The organism is Pseudomonas sp. SB113 (assembly GCF_040754745.1).
Classification (GTDB): Bacteria; Pseudomonadota; Gammaproteobacteria; order Pseudomonadales; family Pseudomonadaceae; genus Aquipseudomonas; species Aquipseudomonas grimontii.
Window position 1 is genome coordinate 58,088 of the sequence record NZ_JBFMHW010000026.1, and the last position, 25,544, is coordinate 83,631.

25 protein-coding genes are annotated in these 25,544 nt (G+C 62.3%); 8 read left to right on the plus strand and 17 right to left on the minus strand.

Annotation, left to right across the window (positions count from 1 at the left end):
- Positions 1–137: 137 nt before the first annotated feature.
- The 9 genes from AB1462_RS26250 to AB1462_RS26290 all read right to left on the minus strand — a co-directional run bounded on the left by AB1462_RS26250 (position 138) and on the right by AB1462_RS26290 (position 6,772).
- Positions 138–461: a DUF3392 domain-containing protein gene (locus AB1462_RS26250; RefSeq protein ID WP_010207241.1), complete on the minus strand. Its 324-nt coding sequence runs from the start codon at positions 459–461 to the stop codon at positions 138–140.
- 17 nt (positions 462–478) lie between these two features.
- On the minus strand, positions 479–1,681 hold the full coding sequence (hemW, locus tag AB1462_RS26255) for a radical SAM family heme chaperone HemW (RefSeq protein WP_367248326.1): 1,203 nt from the start codon (positions 1,679–1,681) through the stop codon (positions 479–481).
- The gene (rdgB, locus tag AB1462_RS26260; RefSeq protein ID WP_090401650.1) at positions 1,678–2,274 is read right to left on the minus strand and encodes an RdgB/HAM1 family non-canonical purine NTP pyrophosphatase; all 597 of its coding nucleotides are present in this window, start codon (positions 2,272–2,274) and stop codon (positions 1,678–1,680) included. Before rdgB ends, hemW begins: the two co-directional genes overlap by 4 nt.
- On the minus strand, positions 2,271–2,705 hold the full coding sequence (locus tag AB1462_RS26265; protein WP_090401651.1) for a DUF4426 domain-containing protein: 435 nt from the start codon (positions 2,703–2,705) through the stop codon (positions 2,271–2,273). Before AB1462_RS26265 ends, rdgB begins: the two co-directional genes overlap by 4 nt.
- Positions 2,706–2,726: 21 nt before the next feature.
- The gene (gene metW / locus AB1462_RS26270; protein WP_017735309.1) at positions 2,727–3,347 is read right to left on the minus strand and encodes a methionine biosynthesis protein MetW; all 621 of its coding nucleotides are present in this window, start codon (positions 3,345–3,347) and stop codon (positions 2,727–2,729) included.
- A 7-nt stretch (positions 3,348–3,354) separates the two neighbouring features.
- Positions 3,355–4,494, minus strand: coding sequence for a homoserine O-acetyltransferase (locus AB1462_RS26275; RefSeq protein WP_090401652.1), 1,140 nt, complete (start codon positions 4,492–4,494; stop codon positions 3,355–3,357).
- A 126-nt stretch (positions 4,495–4,620) separates the two neighbouring features.
- Entirely contained in the window at positions 4,621–5,208 is a 588-nt protein-coding gene (locus AB1462_RS26280) for a YggT family protein (protein WP_027606093.1), read from the minus strand.
- A gap of 25 nt (positions 5,209–5,233) precedes the next feature.
- Entirely contained in the window at positions 5,234–6,052 is an 819-nt protein-coding gene (proC, locus tag AB1462_RS26285; RefSeq protein WP_259191788.1) for a pyrroline-5-carboxylate reductase, read from the minus strand.
- Between the two features lie 33 nt (positions 6,053–6,085).
- Positions 6,086–6,772 carry a YggS family pyridoxal phosphate-dependent enzyme gene (locus AB1462_RS26290; protein WP_367248330.1) on the minus strand — a complete coding sequence of 229 codons (687 nt, stop codon included), beginning with the start codon at positions 6,770–6,772 and terminating at the stop codon, positions 6,086–6,088.
- Between the two features lie 57 nt (positions 6,773–6,829).
- Between AB1462_RS26290 and AB1462_RS26295 the strand changes: the two genes are divergently transcribed.
- Entirely contained in the window at positions 6,830–7,864 is a 1,035-nt protein-coding gene (locus AB1462_RS26295; protein WP_090401655.1) for a type IV pilus twitching motility protein PilT, read from the plus strand.
- Between the two features lie 138 nt (positions 7,865–8,002).
- Here AB1462_RS26295 and AB1462_RS26300 read toward each other — a convergent pair whose 3' ends face one another.
- The gene (locus tag AB1462_RS26300) at positions 8,003–8,638 is read right to left on the minus strand and encodes a C40 family peptidase (protein ID WP_259191790.1); all 636 of its coding nucleotides are present in this window, start codon (positions 8,636–8,638) and stop codon (positions 8,003–8,005) included.
- Between the two features lie 250 nt (positions 8,639–8,888).
- Here AB1462_RS26300 and AB1462_RS26305 point away from each other — a divergent pair, with 250 nt between their 5' ends.
- The gene (locus AB1462_RS26305; protein WP_065938121.1) at positions 8,889–9,317 is read left to right on the plus strand and encodes a TM2 domain-containing protein; all 429 of its coding nucleotides are present in this window, start codon (positions 8,889–8,891) and stop codon (positions 9,315–9,317) included.
- Between the two features lie 139 nt (positions 9,318–9,456).
- On the opposite strand, the gene AB1462_RS26310 is transcribed toward AB1462_RS26305, so the two are convergent.
- From AB1462_RS26310 to gshB, 7 genes are all read right to left on the minus strand, one after another.
- Entirely contained in the window at positions 9,457–10,728 is a 1,272-nt protein-coding gene (locus AB1462_RS26310) for a dihydroorotase (protein ID WP_090401657.1), read from the minus strand.
- Complete coding sequence (locus AB1462_RS26315; RefSeq protein ID WP_090401658.1) at positions 10,725–11,729, minus strand: aspartate carbamoyltransferase catalytic subunit; 1,005 nt, start codon at positions 11,727–11,729, stop codon at positions 10,725–10,727. The genes AB1462_RS26310 and AB1462_RS26315 overlap by 4 nt, the downstream gene beginning before the upstream one ends.
- 24 nt (positions 11,730–11,753) lie before the next feature.
- The gene (gene pyrR / locus AB1462_RS26320; RefSeq protein WP_065923847.1) at positions 11,754–12,260 is read right to left on the minus strand and encodes a bifunctional pyr operon transcriptional regulator/uracil phosphoribosyltransferase PyrR; all 507 of its coding nucleotides are present in this window, start codon (positions 12,258–12,260) and stop codon (positions 11,754–11,756) included.
- An 83-nt stretch (positions 12,261–12,343) separates the two neighbouring features.
- A complete protein-coding gene (gene ruvX / locus AB1462_RS26325; RefSeq protein ID WP_005792259.1) occupies positions 12,344–12,781 on the minus strand; it encodes a Holliday junction resolvase RuvX in 438 nt (145 codons plus the stop codon).
- The gene (locus tag AB1462_RS26330) at positions 12,781–13,350 is read right to left on the minus strand and encodes a YqgE/AlgH family protein (RefSeq protein ID WP_090401661.1); all 570 of its coding nucleotides are present in this window, start codon (positions 13,348–13,350) and stop codon (positions 12,781–12,783) included. Before AB1462_RS26330 ends, ruvX begins: the two co-directional genes overlap by 1 nt.
- 67 nt (positions 13,351–13,417) lie before the next feature.
- On the minus strand, positions 13,418–14,323 hold the full coding sequence (locus tag AB1462_RS26335) for an energy transducer TonB (protein ID WP_259191792.1): 906 nt from the start codon (positions 14,321–14,323) through the stop codon (positions 13,418–13,420).
- A 77-nt stretch (positions 14,324–14,400) separates the two neighbouring features.
- A complete protein-coding gene (gshB, locus tag AB1462_RS26340; RefSeq protein WP_053128013.1) occupies positions 14,401–15,354 on the minus strand; it encodes a glutathione synthase in 954 nt (317 codons plus the stop codon).
- 240 nt (positions 15,355–15,594) lie between these two features.
- Between gshB and pilG the strand changes: the two genes are divergently transcribed.
- From pilG to AB1462_RS26370, 6 genes are all read left to right on the plus strand, one after another.
- A complete protein-coding gene (gene pilG, locus AB1462_RS26345) occupies positions 15,595–16,002 on the plus strand; it encodes a twitching motility response regulator PilG (protein ID WP_027606081.1) in 408 nt (135 codons plus the stop codon).
- Between the two features lie 46 nt (positions 16,003–16,048).
- Complete coding sequence (gene pilH, locus AB1462_RS26350; RefSeq protein WP_014720320.1) at positions 16,049–16,414, plus strand: twitching motility response regulator PilH; 366 nt, start codon at positions 16,049–16,051, stop codon at positions 16,412–16,414.
- A 12-nt stretch (positions 16,415–16,426) separates the two neighbouring features.
- Entirely contained in the window at positions 16,427–16,951 is a 525-nt protein-coding gene (locus AB1462_RS26355) for a chemotaxis protein CheW (protein WP_090401663.1), read from the plus strand.
- Positions 16,948–18,999 carry a methyl-accepting chemotaxis protein gene (locus tag AB1462_RS26360; RefSeq protein WP_259191794.1) on the plus strand — a complete coding sequence of 684 codons (2,052 nt, stop codon included), beginning with the start codon at positions 16,948–16,950 and terminating at the stop codon, positions 18,997–18,999. Before AB1462_RS26355 ends, AB1462_RS26360 begins: the two co-directional genes overlap by 4 nt.
- A gap of 96 nt (positions 19,000–19,095) precedes the next feature.
- The gene (locus AB1462_RS26365) at positions 19,096–24,918 is read left to right on the plus strand and encodes an Hpt domain-containing protein (protein WP_367248336.1); all 5,823 of its coding nucleotides are present in this window, start codon (positions 19,096–19,098) and stop codon (positions 24,916–24,918) included.
- Positions 24,911–25,366 (plus strand): chemotaxis protein CheW, encoded by a 456-nt coding sequence (locus AB1462_RS26370; protein WP_090401666.1) that lies wholly within the window; start codon positions 24,911–24,913, stop codon positions 25,364–25,366. Before AB1462_RS26365 ends, AB1462_RS26370 begins: the two co-directional genes overlap by 8 nt.
- The last annotated feature ends 178 nt before the right edge of the window (positions 25,367–25,544 follow it).

Below are 25,544 nucleotides of genomic sequence, written 5' to 3' on the forward strand. Positions count from 1 at the left end.
GCCACTGACTTGAAAGGCAATTCAATGTGGGAGGGGGCTTGCCCCCGATAGCGGTGGATCAGTCACTTTGATGTCGACTGACCTTCAGCTATCGGGGGCAAGCCCCCTCCCACAGTTGTTTTGTGTTGGATTTGAGGTCAGCGGCGGTCGGCCACGACGCCAATCAACACCAGCACCACCACCAACACCGGTGCCAGGCTGTAGTTATTGAACTGGCTCAACCCCCGCACAATCCATGGCGTGGCGTAGATCAACGCGGCGCCGCTGCCGATCATGCACAGCAGGGCCATCAACGGTACGCGCAACGCGCCGGCAACGCTGCCCAGGCGGGCTTCGACCCAGCCCTTGATGTCGGCACCAAACAGCACCAGTAAACAGCCCACAAGGGCCAGGGATATTTCCGACAGGTTGCTGCGGCTCCAGCGGGATACGGTGGCGAGCAGGTCGAGTACCAAATCCATTCGATTTCCTTAGAGCGTCAGCTCAAAAACTTCTGCAACAGGTCATTGAGAAAGAGTTGCCCGCGGTCGGTCGCCGCAAGGCGTGACGGTTCGACCTGCATTAAGCCACTTTGTTCTGCCTCGCGACGCGCCTCGTCGAGGCTCGCCAGGTCGAGGCCGGTGCGCTCGGCGTAGAGCGTGGCGTCGACGCCCTCGGTGAGGCGCAGGGCGTTCATCAGGAACTCGAACGGCAGTTCTTCGTTGGTCAGTTCCTTCGCCCCGGCCTGGAAGCTTTTGGTCGGGTTGAGGTAGTCCTTCGGTGCGCGGGTCTTCCAGGTGCGCACAATACGCCCGTCGGGGTGGCTGAGCTTGCCGTGGGCGCCGGCGCCGATGCCGATAAAGTCGCCAAAGCTCCAGTAGTTGAGGTTATGCCGCGCCGGGCGCCCGGGTTGGGCGTAGGCCGACACTTCATATTGCGCGTAACCGTGTTCGGCCAGCAGCGCCTGGCCAGCTTCCTGGATGTCCCACAGGGTGTCGTCTTCCGGCAGCGCGGGTGGCTGGTTCCAGAACACGGTGTTGGGTTCCAGTGTCAGTTGGTACCAGGACAGGTGCGTCGGCTTCAGCGCGATGGCCTGGCGCAGGTCGCTCAACGCATCGTCCAGGGACTGATCGGGCAAACCGTGCATCAGGTCCAGGTTGAAGTTGTCGAACCCGGCCTGGCGCGCCATCCCGGCAGCGCGTACGGCTTCGTCGCCGTTGTGGATGCGGCCCAGGGCCTGGAGCTTTTCCTGCTGGAAGCTCTGGATGCCGATGGACAGCCGGTTGATTCCCAGCTTGCGGTAAGCGACGAACTTCTCTTGCTCGAACGTGCCGGGGTTGGCTTCCAGGGTGATTTCGATGTCGCCGGCAAACGGGATGCGTGCTTCCACGCCTGTGAGCAATCGGCCCAACGCCGAGGCGCTGAACAGGCTTGGCGTGCCGCCGCCGAAGAAGATCGAACTCAGTTCGCGCCCATACACGGCGTGCAGGTCCTGATCGAGGTCGGCCAGCAAGGCGTCGACATACTCTTCTTCCGGCAGCACCTTGCTGGCGGTGTGGGAGTTGAAGTCGCAGTACGGGCATTTGCGCACGCACCACGGGATGTGGATATACAGCGCCAGGGGCGGCAGCACCGGCAAGGCCGCCCGAGGTGTTTGCGCGCCACCGTGGATCAGTGGCTGCGCGGAGGTGTTCTGGGTCATTTCAAGCCCAGACGCTGGCGCAGCAAATCCATTGCGCGGGCGCGGTGGCTGATCTGGTTCTTGTCGGCCGGGCTCAATTCGGCGCTGGAGACATTGCGCTCCGGCACCCAGAACAGCGGGTCATAGCCAAAACCGTGGTCGCCGCTGGCGGCGTGCAGGATGCGCCCGTGCCACAGGCCTTCGCAGAGGATCGGCAGCGGGTCATCGGCATGCCGCACCAAGGCCAGCACGCAGACGAACTGCGCGCCACGCATCGCGTCCGGCACGTCCCTGAGGGCGTCCAGCAGCTTGGCGTTGTTGGCCGCGTCGCCCTTGCCATCGGCATAACGCGCCGAGTAGATGCCCGGGGCGCCGCCGAGGAAGTCCACCGCCAGGCCAGAGTCGTCCGCCAGCGCCGGAAGACCCGAAATGCGTGCGGCATTGCGCGCCTTGAGGATGGCGTTCTCGACGAACGACAGGCCGGTCTCTTCCGGTTCCACCTGGCTGAACTCGCCGATCGAGCGCAGTTGCACGGAGTCGCCGAGCATGGCCTGGAGTTCTTTGAGCTTGCCGGCGTTATGGCTGGCCAGTACGAGTTGAGTAAGGTTCATCATTCCGCCGGAAACAGTTCCTGGTTGAATTGGAAACCATGGGCTTTACCACCGGCTTCGACATTGATGGTGAAGACTCGCACTTCCTGTTGCGGCACGTTATAGGGCGCAAGGTAATAGATCGCACCTTTCTCGGTGATCTGCTTGAACGTCAGAATCTCGCTCTTGCCGCTCAGGTCCTTGATGGTGCCGGTCACCTGCGCCGCCACCGGCGTCACGCCCTTGACCACGGACACATTGATCAAACCCTTGTTCTTGCTGCGCACCACGCCAACCGCCTGGGCTGTTTCGGGTTGCAGGAAGCTGGAGGTGAAGGTGTTGTAGTGCACGGTAATATCGCCAAATTCTTTTTGGCGCTTACTGTCGATAGCGTCGGCGGCCATGGCGTTGGCACCCAGGCACGCAGTCAGTAGAAAAATAGCCAAGCGACTCATGAGCGTCCCTCTGAAAAATGATTAGACGGCAATTTTGTGGTCGGTCAGGCCAGGACTGCTGACCCGATAAATACCAATTTCGCCCAACAGATTGGGCCATAGCTTGCTCGCCCAGCCGTGACGGTGCTGTTGATCGACGGCCAGGCGATTGATCACTTTAGCTTCACGCTCGCCACACAGGGCCTCGAAGTCTTCGAAGGTGCAGAAGTGGATGTTCGGGGTGTTGTACCAGGTGTACGGCAGGAAATCCGAGACCGGCATGCGGCCCTTGGTCGCCAGGTACCAGCGGCAGCGCCAGTGCCCGAAGTTGGGGAAGGTGATGATGCACTGGCGACCCACGCGCAGCATTTCGTCGAGGATGCGGTCCGGGTAGTGCACCGCTTGCAGGGCCTGGGTCATCACCACGATGTCGAAGCTGTTGCTGGCAAAGTTGCCCAGGCCCTTGTCCAGGTCCTGCTCGATCACGTTGATGCCCTTGGCCACGCACTGGGCGATGTTGTCCGGGTCGTTTTCCAGGCCGTAGCCGGTAACTTGCTTGTTGTCCCGCAGCCAGCTCAGCAGTTCGCCATCGCCGCAGCCCAGGTCGAGCACGCGGCTGCCGGCGGGGATCCAGTCTTGGATGATGTCCAGGTCGGCTCTCATGGCGTTCTCACAAAGTAATCCGGTTCATGTAGTTGCTGAACGCTTGCAGGTAGCGCGGGATCGGGATCAGGAAGGCGTCGTGGCCTTGCGGAGCATCGATCTCCAGGTAGCAGACGTCTTTTTTCGCAGCCATCAGGGCATCCACCAGCTCTCGGGAGCGGGCTGGCGAGAAGCGCCAGTCGGTGGTGAATGACATGACGCAGAACTTGGCCGTGGCGCCTTCGAAGGTTTTCGCCAGGTCGTCGTCGTGGTTGGCTGCCGGGTCGAAGTAGTCCAGGGCCTTGGTCATCAGCAGGTAGGTGTTGGCGTCGAAACGCCCGGAGAACTCCTCGCCCTGGTAACGCAGGTAGCTTTCCACCTGGAACTCGACGCTGTGGAAGTCGTAGTTGAGCTTCTCGCTCTTGAGGCCACGGCCGAATTTCTCGCCCATGGAGTCATCGGACAGGTAGGTGATGTGCCCAACCATCCGCGCCAGCATCAAGCCGCGCTTGGGGATCACACCGGCTTCCTGGAACGAACCGCCGTGGAACTCGGGGTCGGTGAGGATGGCCTGGCGCGCCACTTCGTTGAAGGCGATGTTCTGCGCCGACAATTTGGGAGCCGAGGCGATGGCCAGGCAATGGCGCACACGATCCGGGTAAGTGATGGTCCATTGCAGGGCCTGCATGCCGCCCAGGCTGCCGCCGATCACGGCGGCCCATTGTTGGATACCCAGCAGGTCGGCGAGGCGCGCCTGGCTGTGCACCCAATCTTCCACGGTGAGTACCGGGAAGTCGGCACCGAAAGGCTTACCGGTTTCCGGGTTGAGGCTGCTGGGGCCGGTGGAACCGTTGCAGCCGCCGAGGTTGTTCAGGCTGACCACAAAGAACTTGTTGGTGTCGATGGGCTTGCCGGGGCCGATGCAACTGTCCCACCAGCCAGGCTTGCGCTCGTCAACGCTGTGGAAACCAGCGGCGTGATGATGGCCGGAGAGGGCGTGGCAGATCAGCACGGCGTTGCTCGCCGTGGCGTTCAGTTGGCCATAAGTTTCATAAATCAGGTCATAGGCAGGCAGCGAACGACCACAGGCCAAGGCCAGCGGTTCGCTGAAGTGCGCCACTTGGGGCACGACCAGTCCAACAGAATCGGGGGGAAAGGCAGTTGGCATCGACCCTGCTCTCGTTTAAATGAGGCGTAAGTCTAAAGACCGATGCACCCAGCGGCAAGCGAAGGCCAAATGTGGGAGGGAGCAAGTCGAATCGTCGGCCCGCCCCTCCTGCATTTGCTCCGCCTATCAGATCAGCCCGAACAGTTCCTTGGGCATGTTCGCGAAGTCAGCCAGGTACGGAATACCCCAGCCTTGTATCAGCTGGATTGCGATAAACGCGAAGATTGGCGAAATATCCAGGCCGCCCAGGTTGGGGACCCAGCGGCGGAACGGCGCGAGCACCGGCTCGGTGATCTGGGACACCAGCTCGGCACCTGGGCTGCGGCTACCCGGCGCGACCCAGGACAGGATCACACTGATGATCATCGACCAGAAGATGATCTTCAAAAACAACGAGAAAATCCCGATCAGTGCCCATGGCAACAGCAGCACGGTGTAAGGCAGGTAGCCCTTGAGCATCAAGACCAGCGCGAACAGCAGAATCTGCAGCAGCAGTGCCAGCACCAGCGACGACATGTCCAGGCCGAACATGCTCGGGACCACCCGACGCAGGGGCTTGAGCAGCGGTTGGGTGGCCTTCACCACGAATTGGCACAGCGGGTTGTAGAAGTTCGCCCGCACCAGTTGCAGGATAAAACGCATCAGCACGATCAGCAGGTACAGGCTGCCCAAGGTCTGGATGATGAAGATGACGGCGTCATTGAGTCCAAGCATCATTTATTCCTTTGTAGGGATACGACTATTTGCCCAGCTGCTCGGCCATTTCAGCCGAACGATGTGCTGCGGCACCCAGTGCTTTTTCCACCAGGGCTTCAAAGCCCCCGGCCTGGAATGATTCGATGGCAGCCTGCGTGGTGCCGCCGGGGGAGGTGACGCGACGGCGCAACTCGGCAGCGTCCACTTCACTGGAGACAGCCATCTTCGCGGCGCCCAGGGCGGTTTGCTCGGCCAGTTGCTCAGCGACTTCCTGTGGCAGGCCCAGTTTCACGCCGGCGGCGGTCATGGCCTCGATCAGCAGGAAGAAGTAAGCCGGGCCGCTGCCCGAGACGGCGGTGACCGCATCCAGTTGCTGCTCCTGTTCGAGCCACAAGGCGATGCCCACGGCGGACAGCAGTTCCTGGGCCTGGTCACGTTGTTCGGCACTCACCTCGCGGGTGGCGTACAAGCCGCTCACGCCCTGGCGCAGCAGCGCCGGGGTGTTGGGCATGCAGCGCACGATCGGCTGGGCACCGAGCCAGTTGTTCATGCTGGCGCAAGTGATGCCGGCGGCGATCGACACCACCAGTTGGTGCGGTTGCAGGCTTGGGCGCAGGCTTTCGCACACGGCCTTCATGGCCTGTGGCTTGACCGCCAGCACGATCACATCGACGCCGTGGATGGCCTCGGCGTTGTCAGCGAAGGTTTCGATACCGTGCTCGGCGCTGACGCGGGCACGGGTCTCGGCGCCCGGGTCGCTGGCGCGGATCTGCGCGGCGTCCAGGCCCTTGGCCCGCAGGCCACCGATCAGGCTGGCCGCCATGTTTCCGGCGCCGATAAAGGCAATACGCGTGTTGCTCATGACAGGTCCTTACTCAGAGGGAAGTCAGCCATTTCATGGCTGGCCGTAGTCGCGGGCGCCAAACAGGGCGGTACCGATCCGCACCCAGGTGGCGCCTTGGGCGATGGCCGACTCAAGGTCGTGGCTCATGCCCATGGAAAGTGTGTCGAGTGGCAGGTTCAGGCTGTTTTGCAGGTCGCGCACGCGGGCGAATGCTGCGTCTTGTTCGGGCCGATCTTCCGTCGGCTCAGGAATCGCCATCAAGCCCCGCAGCCTCAAGCGCGGCAGGGCGCTGATCGCGTTGGCCAGGGCCGGCAGGTCGGCGGGCGTGCAGCCGGACTTGCTGGCTTCGCCACTGACATTGACCTGGATGCAGATATTCAGCGGTGGCAGCTCGGCCGGGCGTTGTTCGGACAGGCGTTGTGCGATTTTGAGACGGTCCACGGAATGCACCCAAGCGAAATTCTCGGCGATCGCGCGAGTCTTGTTCGATTGAATGGGGCCGATGAAGTGCCAACTCAAGGGCAGGTCGGTTAATTCGGCCTGTTTACCCAGGGCTTCCTGCAGATAGTTTTCGCCAAAATCACGCATCCCGGCGGCATAGGCTTCGCGCACGGCTTGGGCGGGTTTGGTCTTGCTCACGGCCAGCAGGTGGATGCTGTTTGCGTCACGTTGCACGGCGTCGGCTGCGGCGCGGATGCGCTGGCTAACCTGGCCGATATTGTCTGCTATCGTCGACATTCAAGATGCGCCCGTGGATATGGAGTCCGCGGCATTCTACTGGAAATGGAAAGCCCTATGGATATCACTGAATTGCTGGTGACCAGCGTGCGCCGGGGCGCCTCCGACCTGCATCTGTCGGCCGGTGTGGCACCCATGCTGCGCATTGATGGTGAGGTCTGGCCGTTGGATTGGCCGGTGCTTTCACCCCCGCAAGTGGCGGATTTATTGAGCCCGTTGCTCAACCGCTATCAACCAAAGGATTTCGAAACATCTCTTGAAACGGATTTTGCCTTCGAGTTGCCGGGCGTGGCGCGGTTCCGGGCGAACGTGTTTCAGCAGGATCGCGGCATGGGGGCGGTGTTTCGCACCATCCCGGCCGAGGTCCAGAGCCTGGAAAACCTCGGTTTGGGGGAGGTATTCCGGCGTATTGCCCAGCTTCCGCGCGGCCTGGTGCTGGTGACGGGCCCTACCGGCTCCGGCAAGTCCACCACCCTGGCGGCGATGATCGATTACCTCAATCAGCATCGGCGCCAGCACATCCTCACGCTGGAAGACCCCATCGAATTTATCCACACGCCGAAAATCGCCCTGATCAACCAGCGCCAGGTGCACCGCGACACCCATAGTTTCTCGCTGGCCTTGCGCTCGGCGCTGCGTGAAGACCCTGACGTGATTCTGGTGGGCGAACTGCGTGATTTGGAAACCATCCACCTGGCCCTGACGGCGGCTGAGACCGGGCATCTGGTATTTGGCACCCTGCACACCACCTCGGCGGCAAAGACCGTGGACAGGCTGGTGGACGTGTTCCCGGCGGGGGAAAAGGCCATGGTCCGCTCGATGCTGTCGGAGTCGTTGCAGGCGGTGGTGTCGCAGGTGCTGGTAAAGAAGGTTGGCGGCGGGCGGGTGGCGGCCCATGAAATCATGCTGGGCACGCCGGCCATTCGTAACTTGATCCGCGAAGACAAGGTGGCGCAGATCGTCTCGGTGATTCAGACCGGCGGCGCGTTGGGCATGAAGACATTGGATATGAGCTTGAAGGCGTTGGTCACGGAGGGCGTGATCAGCCGGGAAGAGGCAAGGGAGAAGGCGAGGGTGCCGGCAGACATATGAGGCCTTGCGGGCACGAAAATCAAATGTGGGAGGGGGCTTGCCCCCGATTGCAGTGGGTCAGGTACAGATAAGCTGACTGATTCACCGCTATCGGGAGCAAGCCCCCTCTCGCATTGACTACTGCATTCCAGCTTCAGATCAGCGCTGGACGACTCGCAAGGTGTTCTGCTCTTTCGGCAGAACCCGCTTGGCAATCACGTAGTTCTTGTCCCAGAACGGCTTTTTCAGCGTGTCGATACTGACCGACTTGCCACGGCGCGGTGCGTGGATGAAGCGGTCGTTGCCCAGGTAGATGGCAACGTGGTTCACCTGGCGGCTCTTCAGTTTGAAGAACAGCAGGTCACCTGGTTTCAGGTCCTTGCGCTCAACCTTCTGCCCGTGACCGGCGGCCATGGCGTTGGAGGTGCGCGGCAGATCCACGGCGGCTACGTCGTTAAACGCATATTTCACCAGGCCACTGCAGTCGAACCCTTTACTTGGGCTGCTGCCGCCCCAACGATAAGGTGTACCGAGCACGTTAACGGCGCGGCTGAGGACGGTGCTGCTTTGCTTGGTGTTGACTGCCACGAGGCCGGGAACTGCTTTACCGTGGGCCTTGCTCAATTGAGTCGGGCGGCTGACAGTCGGCTTTGCCGATTTGGCAGTACTTGGCGTGCTGTGGACTTTAGGGGTGAAACCGTTGACGTTCGGAAGTCGTTGCTCACGATTGGTGGCGTGGGCGGCCAGTGGCATTAATAGGCAAATGGTTAGCCATGTCTTTAAAAATGGTCGCATCAGGCGTGGCTCTTATGGGTTTGCGCGCAACTTTATAACAGCTTTTTGTGTCGTTCTCAGGCCGTTTGTCGACTGAACCTTGGGGTCAAAATCAGGAAAAACGCGACGAATCGCCGCAATTGTCCTACACAAGTCAGGTGGCATAAGGCTTTCAGGGGAGGGAAGATACCATTTGCCGTACGTCGGGCGCCTGTAAAAAAGTCACAAAGAAAGTGAAAAAATTTATCTATCGAAGCAAATGAGGTACTCCATGAACACCTATCAACAGGTTGGTCCGCAGCAAGACACCCACAGCAAGGTGATCGGTTACCTGCTCTGGATTTTCGGGTTTACCGGTGCCCATCGTTTCTATTACGGCAAGCCAGTGACCGGCACGATCTGGTTTTTCACCTTAGGTTTACTGGGGATCGGCTGGCTGATCGACCTGTTCCTGATTCCGGCCATGGACCGTGAAGCGGACCTGCGCTTTACCGCTGGCCCTATCGAATACAACGTGGCGTGGATTCTATTGGCGTTTCTGGGGGTGTTCGGCGTGCACCGCATGTACCAGGGCAAATGGATCACCGGCCTGATCTACCTGCTGACCGGTGGTTTGTTCCTGGTGGGGGTGCTGTATGACTTCTGGACGTTGAATACGCAGATTTCGATCCGCAATGCCGAGCGCAATGGCGGGCGTTGAATGTTGTGAGGATTCAAATGTGGAGGGGGCGGTTCGACTTGCTCCCGATAGCGGTGGATCAGCCAGCTTATTTGTAGCTGATCCACTGCAATCGGGGGCAAGCCCCCTCCCACATTGACCGTGTCCGCTTTAGAGCCCTTCAAGCCTGGTAGCTGATGCGCCCATCCACCAAGGTGTAGCGCACGCTCGCCGGCAGGCTATGGCCGATGAACGGGCAGTTTTCACCCTTGGACAGCCAGTGTTCCCCGGCAATTGTGGAACCGGCCGGGTCAAACAGCACCAGGTCTGCCGCCGCGCCTACCGCCAGTTTCCCAGCCGGCAGGCGCAAGGCCTCGGCCGGGCCTGCACTCAGGCGTGCCAGCAGTGTCGGCAGGTCCAGCAAACCGTCTTCCACCAACGTCATCGCCAGTGGCAGTAACAGCTCAACGCTGCTGATACCTGGCTCTGTGGCGCCGAACGGTGCCAGCTTGGCATCGCGCTCATGGGGCTGGTGGTGGCTGGAAATCGCCGAGACCACGCCCGACTTCACTGCCGCACGCAAACCGTCACGATCAGCCAGTGTGCGCAGCGGCGGTTGCACGTGGTAAAGGCTGGAGAAGTCGATCAGCGCCTCATCCGTCAACAGCAACTGATACAGCGCCACGTCCGCCGTCACCGGCAGGCCACGGGCCTGGGCCTGGGCGATCAGGGCCACGCCCCGGGCGCTGGTCAGCTGGCTGAAGTGCGCGCGCACGCCGCTTTGCTCAACCAGCAACAGGTCACGGGCCAGGGCTACGGTTTCAGCGGTTTCTGGAATGCCTGGCAAGCCGAGGAAGCTGGCGACGGCGCCTTCATGGGCCAGGCCGCCTTCGGCCAGGTCGCGGTCCTGGGAGTGGAAGATCACCGTCAAATCGAAGGTGGCCGCATATTCCAGGGCGCGGCACAGGGTACGGGTGCTGCGAAAACTCTCCAGGCCGTTGCCGAACGCTACGCAACCGGCGTCGCGCAGGGCAATCAGTTCGGCGAGTTGTTCGCCTTCGAGGCCTTTGCTCAGGGCACCGATGGGAAACACTTTGCAATTGCCGGCTTCACGGGCGCGGTCGAGGATCAGCTCAGTCACCGCCGAGGTGTCGAGCACCGGTTTGGTGTGCGGCGGGCAGCACAGGCTGGTGACGCCACCGGCTGCGGCCGCGCGGGTCTCGCTGTTGATATTGCCTTTGCGGCTGTAGCCCGGCTCGCGCAGGGCGACGTTCAGATCCACCAGGCCCGGGGCAGCCACCAGGCCGTTGGCATCGATGGTCTCGCTGGGGCTGAAATCACGGGGCGCGGCGCCGATGGCGATGATCTTGCCGGCTTCCAGATGAAGATCGGTGACGTGATCCAGGCCACTGGCCGGATCGATGACTCGGGCGCCGAGAATGCTGAGCTTCACTGGGCCTTCTCCTGCTCGAATTGACGTTGCGCGGTTTGCCCGCTCATGGCCATGGACAACACCGCCATGCGCACGGCGATGCCATACGTGACCTGGTTGAGAATCACCGACTGGTTGCCGTCGGCCACCGCCGACTCAATCTCCACGCCTCGGTTGATCGGCCCCGGGTGCATCACGATGGCATCCGGTTTGGCGCCGGCCAGGCGGGCGGTGGTCAGGCCGAACAGGCGGTAGAACTCGCCTTCGCTCGGCAGCAGGCCACCCGACATGCGTTCGCGCTGCAGGCGCAGCATGATCACTACGTCTACACCCTTGAGGCCTTCGGTCATGTCGGTGTAGACCTTCACGCCGTATTGTTCGACGCCGATGGGCAGCAGGGTTTTCGGCGCTATCACGCGGATGTCCGGGCAGCCCAGGGTTTTCAGGGCCAGCATGTTCGAGCGTGCCACCCGCGAATGCAGGATGTCGCCGACGATGGCCACCGAGAGGTTTTCAAAGCTGCCCTTGTGCCGACGAATGGTGAGCATGTCGAGCATGCCCTGGGTCGGGTGGGCGTGACGGCCGTCGCCGCCGTTGATGATCGCCACCTGCGGGCACACGTGCTCGGCAATGAAGTGCGCGGCACCGGAGTCACCGTGGCGCACCACGAACATGTCGGCGGCCATGGCTTCCAGGTTGCGCAGGGTGTCGAGCAGGGTCTCGCCCTTGCTGGCCGACGAGGTGGACACGTTCAACGTGATCACGTCGGCCGACAGCCGTTGCGCCGCCAGTTCGAAGGTGGTCCGTGTACGGGTGGAGTTCTCGAAGAACACGTTGCAAATGGTCTTGCCGCGCAGCAGCGGGACTTTCTTCACCGCCCGGCCGCCAACTTCGAGGAACGAGTCGGCGGTGTCGAGGATTTCGGTGAGCAGTTCGCGGGGCAAACCGTCGAGGGACAAGAAGTGTTGCAGCTGGCCCTGAGCATTGAGCTGCAGCGGGCGCTTGGCATCTAGAGGCGTCATCGCGGGGACTCTTTACAAGGCGGTTTAAAGGGCAAGGTCTTGCAGTTCGAGTTCGAGCGGCGTGGGACCGGACAATTTTACTCGCTGGCTGGCCTCAAGGGACAGCGTGGCGCCAACCACGTCCGGGCTGATGGGCAGTTCGCCAGCATCCAGGTCCAGCAGGCAGACCAGGGTGATGCTGGCCGGGCGTCCGTAATCGAACAATTCATTCATGGCGGCGCGGATGGTACGGCCGCTCATCAGCACGTCGTCAATCAGCACCAGGTGCTGGCCCTCAATCTCGAACGGCAGGGCGGACGGGCGCACTTGTGGGTGCAGGCCGTTCTGGCTGAAGTCGTCGCGGTAGAAGGACACGTCCAGGGTACCCAAGGGTGAGTCGCTGCCCAGTTCGTCCAGCAACGCCTGGGCGACCCACACACCGCCGGTGCGAATACCGATAAAGCGCGGTTCGCTGATGCCACGGTGTTCCAGGTGCGTCTTGAGGCTAACCGCCATCTGGCGGATCAGTTCGGCGGGGTTCGGCAGGCTCATGGTGACTCCTTCAAGGCCTTGCGCGGCAGGGGCGACGACAAGGTCCGGGCTCAAACGTAAGAAGACGCGGCAAGCCGCGTCAGTCAGGATTCAAATAAAGCGGTGTTTTCGTCCAGCCAGCCTTGCAACAGCAAGGCGGCGGCAATGGCGTCCACCGGGTTGTCGCGGTAGCTGCCTTTCTGTCCGCCACGGTCGCGGCGCTCGCCCTTGGCTTCAAAGGTGGTCAGGCGTTCATCATGGGTATAGAAGGGCAGGTTGTAGCGGCCATTGAGACGGCGGGCGAACTTTTCGGCGCGCAGACACATGTCGCTGGGGGTGCCGTCCATGTTCAGGGGCAGGCCAACCACCACGGCGTCAGGCTTCCATTCTTTAATGAGGGCTTCGACCTGGTTCCAGTCCGGTATGCCGTTCTGGGCCTTGAGGGTGCACAGCTCGCGGGCCTGGCCGGTGATCACCTGGCCGACCGCTACGCCGATCTGCTTGGTGCCGTAGTCAAAGCCGAGGATCAGACGCAAGGCCATCAGGCGTGCCCCGCCTGGCTGGTCAGCAGGCTGAGGTTGACCCGCAGCTTGGCCGCGGCGGCTTCCAGGCGCAGTTCACTGGCGGTGTTGAACAGGATGTCGGCATCGAACGGGCAGGTCAGCCAGGCATTGCTGGCCAATTCGGCTTCCAGCTGCCCGGCTTCCCAGCCGGCGTAACCCAGGGTGATCACGCTTTGCTCAGGGCCCACGCCGTCGGCGATGGCGAACAACACGTCCTGGGAGGTGGACAGTGAGACCCCGTCCAGGTCCACCGTGGCCTGGAACTTCGGCCCGGTCGGGTGCAGTACAAAGCCGCGATCGGTCTGCACCGGCCCGCCGATGTAGATCTGTACGCCCTGGCAGCGGGCCGGTGGGTCGACCTCCGGGCGCAGTTGTTCAAGGATGTCGGCCAGGTTCAGCGCTTGCGGGCGGTTCACCACCAACCCCATGGCACCATTGGCCGTGTGCTCGACGATGTAGGTCAAGGTCTGCGCAAAGTTCGGGTCGGCCATATGGGGCATGGCGATCAGGAATTGGTGCTTGAGGTAGGTCGGGCTGACATTTTTCATGTCCGCTAGTGTGGCGTTGGAGGGGCGAACTGACAAGCTGGAGTTACCTGGGGCAGGACATGTGTGATCAGTTGCTGGAGAGGTGATCGCCCTTGGCAAACTTCCAGGTACGGATGATTTCCAGGCGGTCCACATCGTTCAAGTCCCCGGTAAACGGGGCAAAGGGCGCGGCCAGGCGCACGATGCGTTGGGCGGCCTGGTCCAGCAGCGGCTGGCCGGAGGACTCCAGCACCTGCACTTCATACAACGTACCGTCGCGGTTGATCGACACCAATAGGCGCAAGTTGCCGTAAATCTGCTGGCGCCGTGCCTCTTCCGGGTAGTTGAGGTTACCGATGCGTTCGACTTTCTTACGCCACTCGTCCTTATACCAGGCGCCCTTGTCACGCATGGTCGAGGCCGCGTTCAAGCGATAAATGCGTGGGCGCTTGGCGTAAAGCTGTTGTTCATGGGCCAGTTCGGCTTCCAGGCTGGAAATTTCGTCGGACAGCGTCGAGCTATCGAACGTTGGCGCCGGCTTCACCGGCTCGGGTTGCGGCTCGGTCTTGGTTTTCTCGCGCTGGACCGGGGCTTTTTGCGGTTTGGGTGCGACGGTCGTCACCGTCGGCTTGGGCGTGGCCTGTTTGACTTCAGGCTTGGGCGCCGGCGGCGGTGTGACCTTATTGACCTTGTTGTCCTGGAAGGGCGCCACTTCAGTCGTCTTGGGGATCGCCTTCTTGTCCAGGGTGCCGCTGCCCTGCTGGTTGTCCTGGGCAAGAAAATCGGCCTTCTCGGGCTTCTTTTCACTCTTGAACGTGGCGAGGGTGATTTCCAGGGTCTTGGTGATCTGCCTGGGCTCGACCATGGTGAAACCCACGCCGAGGATCAATGCCAGGTGAATCAACGCGGCCAGGAACAGGGTAAATCCGAGCCGATCAGCCGGGCGCACGCCGCTGTGGGAGAATTCGGGGGGCAGATCGGACGGGAGTGTCATGACAAGAAAACCAACATCGCGTGTTTCACAGGTCGCGCATGATAACGCAATGTTGGTGTGTGTCCGGCTGTTCTATGTCACTTGGCTTGCAGCTTGCGCTCGATGGCCGCCATCAACATTTCGCCGATGTTCGTGCCAAATGCGTTGTCGATCTCGCGAATACAGGTCGGGCTGGTGACATTGATTTCGGTTAGGTTTTCACCGATTACGTCAAGGCCTACAAACAGCAGGCCCTTTTCCCGCAAGGTCGGGCCAACTTGGCTGGCGATCCAGCGGTCCTTGTCCGATAACGGCCGCGCTTCGCCACGACCGCCGGCTGCCAGGTTGCCACGGGTCTCGCCCGCTGCCGGGATACGCGCCAGGCAGTAATCCACCGGTTCGCCGTCGATCATCAGGATGCGCTTGTCGCCGTCCTTGATCGCCGGCAGGTAGGCCTGGCCCATGATCTGCTGGGTGCCCAGGGCGGTCAGGGTTTCGAGGATCACCGACAGGTTCGGGTCACCGGCGCGGTGACGGAAGATCGAGGTGCCGCCCATGCCGTCCAGCGGCTTGAGGATCACATCGCCGTGCTTGGCGGCAAACTCACGCAGCACATCGGCACGACGGCTGACCACGGTGGGCGGCGTGCATTGCGGGAACAGCGTCGCGAACAGCTTTTCATTGCAGTCGCGCAGGCTTTGCGGCTTGTTGACGATCAGCACGCCAGCACGCTCGGCCTGCTCCAGCAGGTAGGTGGAATAGACGAACTCCATGTCGAACGGCGGGTCCTTGCGCATCAGGATCACGTCGAGGTCGCTCAGGGGGCTGTCGATTTCGTCTTGCAGTTCGAACCACTTCTCGGGGTTGGCAAACACCTGCAGCGGGCGCATGCGTGCACGGGCCTCGCCGTCGCCCTGGTAAAGGTCGCGCTGCTCCATATAGAACAGGGTCCAGCCGCGGGCCTGGGCGGCCAGGAGCATGGCCAGCGAGCTGTCCTTTTTATAGGAAATGCTGGCGATAGGGTCCATGACAATGCCGACGCGAACGCTCATGGGGGGATTTCCTCTAGCAAATTAGGGCGCATAAAAGTGGCGTCAGAGTGGCGCTGCGGCTGTTGTGGGTCAAGGAAAAACCACCGGGCGGGTGCCTCGATAGATTGCACCCCGAGACTGTGCTAAAAAGACTGCCACGACGCAGCAGCCCTTGAGTTCCAAGGCCTGCGGCGCTCATCCTGTGCAACATCAGGCAGTACACACCGAAAACCGATTCGCTGTGGCGATGGTAGAGCAGATATGGAACAGCATTCCAACGCCTTGAGAGTGATGGTGATCGACGATTCGAAAACGATCCGCCGCACCGCCGAGACGCTGTTGAAGAACGTGGGCTGCGATGTCATCACGGCCATCGACGGTTTCGATGCCCTGGCCCGGATTGTGGATCATCACCCGCACATTATCTTTGTCGACATCATGATGCCGCGCCTGGATGGCTATCAGACCTGCGCCCTGGTGAAGAACAACCCGGTGTTCAAGTCGATCCCGGTGATCATGCTGTCCTCCAAGGACGGCCTGTTCGACAAGGCCAAGGGGCGCATCGTGGGTGTCGATCAGTTTTTGACCAAGCCTTTCAGCAAGGAAGAACTGCTGAGTGCGATCAAGGCCTATGTGCCTGGGTTTGCCGCAGTGGAACAAGCACACTGACGCCGCCTCACAAGGGCCGGCGCCGACCAATGTAGTGGGGAAAACCATGGCACGTGTTCTGATCGTCGACGATTCGCCGACCGAAATGTACAAACTGACCGGCATGCTGGAAAAGCACGGCCACCAGGTCCTCAAGGCTGAAAACGGCGCGGACGGCGTGGCCCTGGCCCGCCAGGAAAAGCCTGACGCAGTGCTGATGGACATCGTGATGCCGGGCCTCAATGGCTTCCAGGCCACTCGCCAGCTGTCCAAGGAGCCGGAAACCAACGGCATCCCGATCATCATCATCACCACCAAGGATCAGGAAACCGACAAGATCTGGGGCGCGCGCCAGGGTGCCAAGGACTACCTGACCAAGCCTGTGGACGAGGAAACCCTGATTGCCACCCTGAACAAGGTGCTGGCCGGCTGACGGCACGCCATCATGACCGAGTCGCAAACCGCCTTCGAGTTGCTGCTGGACATCGACCGTCGCTGCCGCCTGCTGGCCGCTGACCTGCCGTCCCAGGAAACCCGCCTGCAACGCTGGAGCGGGATTGGCTTTCGCCTGGGGCAGCATTGGTATGTCGCGCCCATGGGCGAAGTCGCCGAAGTCCTGCATGAGCCGCGCTGCACTTTAATGCCCGGGGTCAAGGCCTGGGTCAAGGGTGTTGCTAACCTGCGCGGGCGTTTGCTGCCGGTGATGGACCTGGGTGGCTTCCTTGGCCTTGAACTGTCCAAGGCGCGCAAGCAACGGCGGGTGCTGGTGGTGGAATACAACGATCTGTTTGTCGGGCTGCTGGTAGATGAGGTGGTGGGGATGCAGCATTTTGCTCAAGACGCCTTGTTGGCGAACGCCAGCCCCAGCGCGCCGTTCATCCAGGGCCAATTCGACGGCGAGCCGCTGTGGCAGGTCTTCAGCCCCTTCGCCCTGGCCCAGGCCCCTGGCTTCATGGATGTCGCCGCATGACCACCGTTACCACGCCCAAACCCCAGGCCGGCTCACGCAGCCGCTCACAGATCATCGTGCTGTTTATCGCGCTGATCGTGTTCATCATGCTGCTGTTCGCCAACTTCGCTTACCTCAACACCCAGTCCACCTACGACAAACAGTACATCGGCCACGCCGGTGAACTGCGCGTGCTGTCCCAGCGTATCGCCAAGAACGCTACCGAGGCCGCCGCCGGCAAGGCCGCCGCATTCAAGCTGTTGGGCGAAGCGCGCAACGATTTTGCCCAGCGCTGGGGTTACCTGAAAAAAGGCGACCCGGAAACCGGCCTGCCCGCTGCGCCCAGTGCGGTCCGCGCCGAAATGCGCGCGGTGCAGACGGACTGGGAAGCGCTGCTGAAAAACACCGACGCGATCCTCGCCAGCGAACAGACCGTGCTGTCCCTGCACCAAGTGGCCGCGACTCTCGCCGAAACCGTCCCGCAATTGCAGATGGAATCGGAGAAGGTCGTCGACATCCTGCTGCAACGCGGCGCGCCAGCCAGCCAAGTGGCCTTGGCCCAGCGTCAGTCGCTGCTGGCCGAGCGTATCCTGGGTGCGGTCAACACCGTGCTGGCCGGCGATGAAACCGCCGTACAGGCCGCCGACACCTTTGGCCGCGACGCCAATCGCTTCGGGCAGGTGCTCAATGGCATGCTCAACGGCAACCCTGGGCTGCGCATCACCCAGGTCGAGGACCACGATGCCCGTGCGCGGCTGGCGGAAATCGCCGAACTGTTCGAGTTTGTCTCCGGCTCCGTGGATGAAATCCTCGAAACCTCGCCGCAGCTGTTCCAGGTCCGCGCCTCGGCGAGCAATATTTTCAACCTGTCGCAAACCCTGCTCGATGAAGCCTCGCACCTGGCCAGCGGGTTTGAAAACCTGGCCAGCGGACGCAGCTTCGACACCATCGGCGGGTATGTGCTGGGCCTGCTGGCGCTGGCCTCGATCATCCTGATCGGCCTGGTGATGGTGCGTGAAACCAACCGCCAACTGCACGAGACCGCCGAGAAGAACGAGCGCAACCAGAACGCGATCATGCGCCTGCTCGATGAAATCGAAGACCTGGCCGACGGCGACCTCACCGTGACCGCCTCGGTGACTGAAGACTTCACCGGCACCATCGCCGACTCCATCAACTATTCCGTGGACCAACTGCGCGATCTGGTGGCCACTATCAACCTCACCGCCGGGCAAGTGGCGGGTGCCGTGCAAGAGACCCAGGCCACCGCCATGCACCTGGCCCAGGCCTCCGAGCATCAGGCCCAGCAGATCGCCGAAGCCTCCACCGCGATCAACCAGATGGCCCAATCCATCGACCAGGTATCGGCCAACGCGGCCGAATCCTCGGCGGTGGCGGAACGTTCGGTAGAAATCGCCAACAAAGGCAACGAGGTGGTGCACAACACCATCCACGGCATGGACAACATCCGCGAACAGATCCAGGACACCGCCAAGCGCATCAAGCGCCTGGGCGAGTCGTCCCAGGAGATTGGCGACATCGTCAGCCTGATCGACGACATTGCCGACCAGACCAACATCCTCGCCCTCAACGCCGCGATCCAGGCGAGCATGGCCGGGGATGCCGGGCGCGGCTTTGCAGTGGTGGCCGACGAAGTGCAGCGGCTGGCCGAGCGTTCATCGGCGGCCACGCGGCAGATTGAAACCCTGGTGCGCGCGATCCAGGCCGACACCAACGAAGCCGTCATCTCCATGGAGCAGACCACCACCGAAGTGGTGCGCGGTGCACGCCTGGCCCAGGACGCCGGGGTGGCACTGGAAGAGATCGAAGGCGTGTCGAAAACCCTGGCCGCGCTGATCCAGAGCATCTCCAACGCGGCGCAGCAACAGACCTCATCGGCGGGGCAGATCTCCCTGACCATGAACGTGATCCAGCAGATCACCACGCAGACATCATCGGGTTCCACCGCCACCGCTGAAAGCATCGGCAATTTGGCGAAGATGGCGAGCCAGTTGCGCAGGTCGGTGTCGGGGTTCACCTTGCCTGCGGCCAAACAGGTTGAGGATTGAAATGCAGTCAAAATGTGGGAGGGCAAGCCCCTCCCACATTTGATCTCCATTTGTTTCAAGAACACCAGCAACCCACGAATTCTAAGCGGAGCAGTTATGGTTGATCGGCACGACTACGTGGCCCTCGAGTGGGTCAAGGGCGACATTGCCGAAACCCTGAAACAGGCCCGTTCGGCGCTGGATGCGTTTGTCGAGACCCACGACGATGGCGTGATCAGCCAATGCCTGGCCGGTATCCATCAGGTGCATGGCGCGCTGCAAATGGTCGAGTTCTACGGCGCGGCGCTGCTGGCCGAAGAGATCGAAGAACTGGCCCTGGCGCTCCAGGCCGGGCAGGTCAGCCAGCGCGAGGAAAGCATCCGCCTGCTGCAACAGGCCCTGGGGCAACTGCCTCTGTATCTCGACCGCGTGCACAGCGCCCGCCGTGATTTACCGCTGGTGGTGCTGCCGCTGCTCAACGACCTGCGCAGTGCCCGCGGTGAAAGCCTGCTGTCGGAAACCAGCTTGTTCAGTCCGCAACTGCTGTCGATTGCGCCGCTTCCCGAGGACGCCCTGGCCCAACGCGCGCCGGCCGACGTTCAGGAGCAACTGCGCCAGTGGCACCAACTGCTGCAACAAGCCCTCGCCGGGCTGCTGCGTGAAGACCATGGCCCGAGCAACCTGGAAGACATGGCGCGGGTGTTCGCGCGCCTTGAAGCACTGTGCCAGGGCGCGCCGCTGTTGCCGCTGTGGCAAGTGGCGTCGGCGCTGGTCGAGGGCATGCTCACCGGCGTGGTCGCCAACAGCCCGGCACTGCGCAGCCTGCTCAAGGCCAGCGACAAGCAGCTCAAGCGCCTGCTGGCACAGGGCATCGGTGGGATCAATCAGCCCGCACCGGATGAATTGCTCAAGAGCCTGTTGTTTTACGTCGCCAAAGTCACTCGACCGACTCCGCGCATGCAGAGTTTGAAAGAACGCTACAGCCTGGATGAGGCCTTGCCCGACAGCGCGGTGGTGGATGCCGAACGTGCGCGCCTCGCCGGGCCGGATCGTAACGCCATGGGCTCAGTGCTCGGAGCGTTGTGTGAAGAGTTGGTACGGGTCAAAGAGCGCCTCGACCTGTTCGTGCGCAGCGACCGCCAACACACGAGCGACCTCGACGCGCTGCTGGCGCCCCTGCGACAGATTGCCGATACCCTTGCGGTGCTGGGGTTTGGCCAGCCGCGCAAAGTCATCATCGACCAGTTGGCCGTGGTATTGAGCCTGGCCCAGGGGCATCGCGAGCCCAACGATGCGGTGCTGATGGACGTTGCCGGGGCGTTGCTCTATGTGGAAGCCACGCTGGCGGGAATGGTCGGCACCGTCGAACCGGAAGGCCGTGAAGAAAGCCGCCTGCCCACCACCGACCTGACCCAGATTCACCAGTTGGTCATCCGCGAATCCTGCCAGTGCCTGCGGCAAGCCAAGGAGCTGGTGATCGACTGTATCGAAGCCGATTGGGACCGTCAGCGCCTGGAATCCCTGCCCGAACTGCTGAGCCAGGTGCGCGGCGCGCTGGCGATGATCCCCTTGCCCCGCGCTGCAAGCCTGATGCGTGGTTGCACCGATTACGTCGACGAACAGTTGATGACCAGCGACAGCCCGCCGTCGGCGGTGCAACTGGAGCATTTCGCTGACGTGATCAGCAGCCTGGAGTACTACCTCGAACGCATGCTCCAAGACCCTGATGCAGCCGGTGAACGGGTGTTGGAACTGGCCACCCAAAGCCTGGCTGCGCTGGGCTACCTGCCCGCCGAAAAACCCTGGCGCCAGGCGCTGGCAGCCCCCGATGGCGCGCTGTCGAGCGAGGTTGCGCCCAGCCAGTCGCAGTTCGACGCACTGGCCAACCCCACTTCGCGCCTCAATCCACCAGCCTTGCAGCGCCCGGGTAGCCTGCTGCCGCCGCCGGCCGATGAAGCGCCCATCGACGATGAACTGCGCGACGTCTTCCTCGAAGAAACCGACGAAGTCCTTGAGGTACTGCACCGCCACCTGCCCAACAGCGCGGACAAAATTGCCCAGGGTGAAATGCGCCGCGCATTCCACACCTTGAAAGGCAGCGGCCGCATGGTGCGCGCCCTGGTGCTGGCGGAGCTGGCCTGGGCGGTGGAAAACCTGCTGAACCGTGTACTCGAGCGCAGCGTGGCCCTCGGCCCCGAGATTCAACAGGTGCTGGATGACGCCGTGGCCCTGCTGCCGGAATTGATCGCCGACTTCGCGACGGGCGACCAGCACCAGCGCGATGAGGTCGACGCGCTGGCCGCCCGTGCCCACGCCTGGGCCAACGGCGCCGCAGTATCGGCCGCCGAACCCTACGATCCGATGTTGCTGGAGATCTTCCGCAACGAAGCCCAGAGCCATCTGGACAGCCTCAACCACTTCCTGCAACAGGCCGCCGAGCATGTGCCGCTGCAAGTCAGCGATGAACTGCAACGCGCCCTGCACACCCTCAAGGGCAGCGCCTACATGGCTGGGGTGTTGCCCGTCGCCGAGCTGGTGCGCCCGCTGGATCACCTGACCCGCGAATACAAGGCCCATCGCCTGCCGCTGGACCTGGATGAAGTCGAGTTGCTGCTGGAAGCCGAAAGCCTGTTCCAGCGTGGGTTGCGCCAACTGGACCGCGATCCCCTGGTGCCGATCAAGGGTGCGGATGACTTGATCCGCCGTACCCAAGCGCTGCTTGACCATCAACTGGCCGCGCTGCTGGACGCACCCAACACGGGCCTGCGTATCAAGCGCGACCCGCAACTGATCGCCAACTTCCTGGCCCAGGGCATGGACATTCTGCTCGACGCCGAAAGCCTGCTGCGCCGCTGGCAACAACACCCCGGCGAACGCCAGGAACTCACCGCGCTGCTGGATGAATTGACCACGCTGGGGGAGGGCGCGCACGTCGCCGACCTGCACGCCATCGATGAACTCTGCGAAGCCTTGCTCGACCTCTACGGCGCCGTGGAAGAAAGCAGCCTGGCGGTCAGCGAGCGGTTTTTCCATGAGGCCGAACAGGCCCATGAAGCGCTGATCAGCATGCTCGATCAATTGGCCGCCGGCCAGGAAATCATCCCGGCACCGGCACGCGTACATGCCCTGCGCGAACTGTTGGACGATGCGCTGGACCCTTCTGCCACCGGCCTGATCAAAAGCGACGGCAGCCGCGCCCTGAGCATCTCTGAACTGGGCGCCGCCACGGCGCAACTGCAGCATGAAACGGCGATCGACGATGAGCTCGTGGAGATCTTCCTCGAAGAAGCCGTGGATATTCTCGACAGTGCGGGGCAATCCCTGAAGCGCTGGCTGCTGGATCCGGAGAGTGCTGCGCCGTTGTCGTCACTGCAGCGCGACCTGCACACCCTCAAGGGCGGCGCGCGCATGGCCGACATCGGGCCGGTGGGCGACCTGGCGCATGAGTTGGAGTGTTTGTACGAAGGCCTGGTGGATCGCCGCTACAGCTACTCCAGCGAGCTGTCTCAAGTGCTGATGGCCAGCCATGAGCGGTTGGCCTTGCAACTGGAGGAGCTGCAGCACCATCAACCCTTGAGCGACAGCGCCGAGCTGGTCGCCAGGTTGCGCGCGCTACGCCAGAGCGGCATGCCGGCTGCGCAGGCCGCCCCACCTTCGGAGACGCCGGGCACCGACCCGGAGTTGCTGGACATCTTCCTCGAAGAAGCCGCCGACATTCTCGACAGCTCCGGCAGCGCCTTGCTGCGCTGGCAGGCCGAGCCGAACAATCGCCAGGAAGTGGAAACCCTGCTGCGCGACCTGCACACCCTCAAGGGCGGCGCACGCATGGTCGAGATCGGGCCGATTGGTGACCTGGCCCATGAACTGGAATTTCTCTACGAAGGGCTGTCCGCCGGCTTGCTCGCGCCGTCCGCCGAACTGTTCGCGTTGCTGCAAGGCTGCCACGACCGCCTGGCGCAGATGATCGACGCCGTGGCGGATGGGTTGCCGGTGGGCTCGGTGGACAAACTTATCGAGCGTATCAAAAGCCTGGTACACCCCAGCGATGAACCCGTGCTGCCCGTGGCGTTGCCCGCAGGCAAGGCCGAAGCGGTGGTTGACCCCGCCGCCGACATGGTGAAAATTTCCGCCGACCTGCTGGACGACCTGGTCAACCTGGCCGGCGAGACCTCGATCTTCCGTGGCCGTATCGAGCAGCAAGTCAACGACGCGCGCATTGCCCTGCATGAGGTGGAAACCACTATCGAGCGCATGCGCGACCAACTGCGGCGCCTCGACAGCGAAACCCAGGGGCGCATTCTCAGTCGTCAACAGGCCGAGGCCGAACGCTTGGGCTATGAAGAGTTCGACCCGCTGGAAATGGACCGTCATTCGCAGTTGCAGCAACTGTCGCGGGCGCTGTCGGAGTCGGCCTCCGACCTGCTTGACCTCAAGGACACCCTCGACCGCCGCAACGAGGATGCCCATGACCTGTTGCAGCAACAGGCGCGCATCAACACCGAGTTGCAGGAAGGCCTGATGCGCACGCGCATGGTGCCTTTTGAGCGCATGCTGCCGCGCCTCAAACGCATCGTGCGCCAAGTGGCGGGCGAGTTGGGCAAGGACGTGGAATTCATCGTCGGCAATGCCGAGGGTGAGATGGACCGCAATGTGCTGGAGCGCATGGCGGCGCCGCTGGAACACATGCTGCGCAACGCCGTCGACCATGGCCTGGAGTCCCGCGATGCACGGCTGCTGGCCGGCAAGCCGGAGAAGGGCCGCATCACCCTGGACCTGACCCACGAAGGCGGCGATATCGTTTTCGACATTCGTGATGACGGCGCTGGCGTGCCCCTTGACGCGGTGCGGCGCAAAGCGATCAAGCGCGGGCTGCTTGCCCCCGATCAGGAGATCAGCGACCGCGACGTATTGCAGTTCATCCTGCAGCCGGGATTTTCCACGGCGGAAAAAATCACCCAGATTTCCGGGCGTGGCGTGGGCATGGACGTGGTGCATGAAGAAGTGCGCCAGCTGGGTGGCTCGATGTTCATTGAGTCGACGTCGGGGGTGGGCGTGCATTTTCGTATTCGCCTGCCGTTTACCGTCTCGGTCAACCGCGCACTGATGGTGCAATGCGCAGACGACCAATACGCGATTCCGCTTAACACCGTCGAAGGCCTGGTGCGCGTGCTGCCCCATGAGTTGGCGGGGCATTATCAGCAGGAGCCGCCGTGCTACGAATATGCCGGCCAGCGTTACGAGCTGTTCTACCTGGGCGACCTGCTGCACACCGTCGGCCGCCCGAAATTACTGGGCCAATATCAACCCGTGCCGGTGCTGTTGGTGCAGTGCAATGAGCGCCGCGTAGCGGTGCATGTGGACGCCATGGCCGGCACCCGGGAGATTGTGGTCAAGGGCCTGGGCCCGCAGTTTTCCGGGGTGCAGGGGTTATCCGGCGCGACCATCCTGGGGGATGGGCGCGTGGTGTTGATTATCGACTTGCTCGCGCATATCCGCGCCCGGCAACCGGCCTTGCCGGCGCAGCCGGTGGATGCTCCGTTGATCCTCAACGACCCGCTGAAAAAGCGCCCGCTGCTGGTGCTGGTGGTGGACGACTCGGTCACCGTGCGCAAAGTCACCAGCCGCCTGCTGGAGCGCAACGGCATGAACGTACTCACCGCCAAAGACGGCATCGACGCCCTTGCCGTGCTCGAGGAACATACGCCCGACCTGATGCTGCTCGACATCGAAATGCCGCGCATGGACGGCTTCGAAGTGGCCATCCAGGTGCGCAACGACCCCCGGCTGATGCGCCTGCCGATCATCATGATCACCTCCCGCACCGGCCAGAAACACCGCGACCGCGCCATGGCCATCGGCGTCAACGACTATCTGGGCAAGCCGTACCAGGAATCGGTGCTGCTCGAAAGCATCGCCTACTGGAGCAAATCCCGTGCTTGACCACCGCACCAGCCAACTCACCGGCCTGCTCCTGCCCCTGGCCGACCGCCACCTGGTACTGCCCAACGTCGCCATCGCCGAGTTGATCGACTTCCAACGCGGCGAACCGGCCAGCGATGCACCGCCGTGGTATTTGCGGCAAGTGACGTGGCGGGATCGGCAAATACCGTTGATCAGCTTTGAAGCGGTGTGCGGCGAGGCCAGCGTGACCGGCGAACGCTCACGGATCGTGGTGTTGAATGCGCTGGGCGGGCGGCCGACGTTGAAGTTTATTGCGTTGGTGATCCAGGGGATTCCTCGGTCGTACAAGCTCGACAGCGAGTTGAGCTATGTGGACGTGCCGCTGTGCCCATTGGAACTGGCAGCGGTGCAGGTGGGCGAGCTGGTGGCGAAGGTGCCGGATTTGATGGGGCTCGAGGCGCTGCTGGTGGAGTCCGGGTTGGCCTGAATCTATGTCATGTGAGGATCCCCTGTGGGAGGGGCATCTGAATGTGATATTGCGTAGATACCGTCTTGAACCTCACCGGACAAGAGCAAAATTCGGGTCATAAGGCTGGCCCGACTTGAGCACGGCGTAAACAAAATGCAGCAGCTTGCGCATCGCAGCACAAATGATCTGCTTGGGG

What these genes read in the sequence shown, in the direction of transcription:
- pyrR (WP_065923847.1), bottom strand. Translation starts at nt 12,260, where the DNA reads ATGAGCCTGCCGAACCCCGCCGAACTGATCCGCCAGATGGCGGTTAGC.
- AB1462_RS26305 (WP_065938121.1), top strand. Translation starts at nt 8,889, where the DNA reads ATGAACACCTATCAACAGGTTGGTCCGCAGCAAGACACCCACAGCAAG.
- hemW (WP_367248326.1), bottom strand. Translation starts at nt 1,681, where the DNA reads ATGACCCAGAACACCTCCGCGCAGCCACTGATCCACGGTGGCGCGCAA.
- AB1462_RS26295 (WP_090401655.1), top strand. Translation starts at nt 6,830, where the DNA reads ATGGATATCACTGAATTGCTGGTGACCAGCGTGCGCCGGGGCGCCTCC.
- AB1462_RS26265 (WP_090401651.1), bottom strand. Translation starts at nt 2,705, where the DNA reads ATGAGTCGCTTGGCTATTTTTCTACTGACTGCGTGCCTGGGTGCCAAC.
- metW (WP_017735309.1), bottom strand. Translation starts at nt 3,347, where the DNA reads ATGAGAGCCGACCTGGACATCATCCAAGACTGGATCCCCGCCGGCAGC.
- AB1462_RS26250 (WP_010207241.1), bottom strand. Translation starts at nt 461, where the DNA reads ATGGATTTGGTACTCGACCTGCTCGCCACCGTATCCCGCTGGAGCCGC.
- ruvX (WP_005792259.1), bottom strand. Translation starts at nt 12,781, where the DNA reads ATGGCCTTGCGTCTGATCCTCGGCTTTGACTACGGCACCAAGCAGATC.
- AB1462_RS26290 (WP_367248330.1), bottom strand. Translation starts at nt 6,772, where the DNA reads ATGTCGACGATAGCAGACAATATCGGCCAGGTTAGCCAGCGCATCCGC.
- AB1462_RS26330 (WP_090401661.1), bottom strand. Translation starts at nt 13,350, where the DNA reads ATGAAAAATGTCAGCCCGACCTACCTCAAGCACCAATTCCTGATCGCC.
- proC (WP_259191788.1), bottom strand. Translation starts at nt 6,052, where the DNA reads ATGAGCAACACGCGTATTGCCTTTATCGGCGCCGGAAACATGGCGGCC.
- pilH (WP_014720320.1), top strand. Translation starts at nt 16,049, where the DNA reads ATGGCACGTGTTCTGATCGTCGACGATTCGCCGACCGAAATGTACAAA.
- AB1462_RS26315 (WP_090401658.1), bottom strand. Translation starts at nt 11,729, where the DNA reads ATGACGCCTCTAGATGCCAAGCGCCCGCTGCAGCTCAATGCTCAGGGC.
- AB1462_RS26335 (WP_259191792.1), bottom strand. Translation starts at nt 14,323, where the DNA reads ATGACACTCCCGTCCGATCTGCCCCCCGAATTCTCCCACAGCGGCGTG.
- AB1462_RS26300 (WP_259191790.1), bottom strand. Translation starts at nt 8,638, where the DNA reads ATGCGACCATTTTTAAAGACATGGCTAACCATTTGCCTATTAATGCCA.
- rdgB (WP_090401650.1), bottom strand. Translation starts at nt 2,274, where the DNA reads ATGATGAACCTTACTCAACTCGTACTGGCCAGCCATAACGCCGGCAAG.
- AB1462_RS26355 (WP_090401663.1), top strand. Translation starts at nt 16,427, where the DNA reads ATGACCGAGTCGCAAACCGCCTTCGAGTTGCTGCTGGACATCGACCGT.
- gshB (WP_053128013.1), bottom strand. Translation starts at nt 15,354, where the DNA reads ATGAGCGTTCGCGTCGGCATTGTCATGGACCCTATCGCCAGCATTTCC.
- AB1462_RS26360 (WP_259191794.1), top strand. Translation starts at nt 16,948, where the DNA reads ATGACCACCGTTACCACGCCCAAACCCCAGGCCGGCTCACGCAGCCGC.
- AB1462_RS26275 (WP_090401652.1), bottom strand. Translation starts at nt 4,494, where the DNA reads ATGCCAACTGCCTTTCCCCCCGATTCTGTTGGACTGGTCGTGCCCCAA.
- pilG (WP_027606081.1), top strand. Translation starts at nt 15,595, where the DNA reads ATGGAACAGCATTCCAACGCCTTGAGAGTGATGGTGATCGACGATTCG.
- AB1462_RS26365 (WP_367248336.1), top strand. Translation starts at nt 19,096, where the DNA reads ATGGTTGATCGGCACGACTACGTGGCCCTCGAGTGGGTCAAGGGCGAC.
- AB1462_RS26280 (WP_027606093.1), bottom strand. Translation starts at nt 5,208, where the DNA reads ATGCTTGGACTCAATGACGCCGTCATCTTCATCATCCAGACCTTGGGC.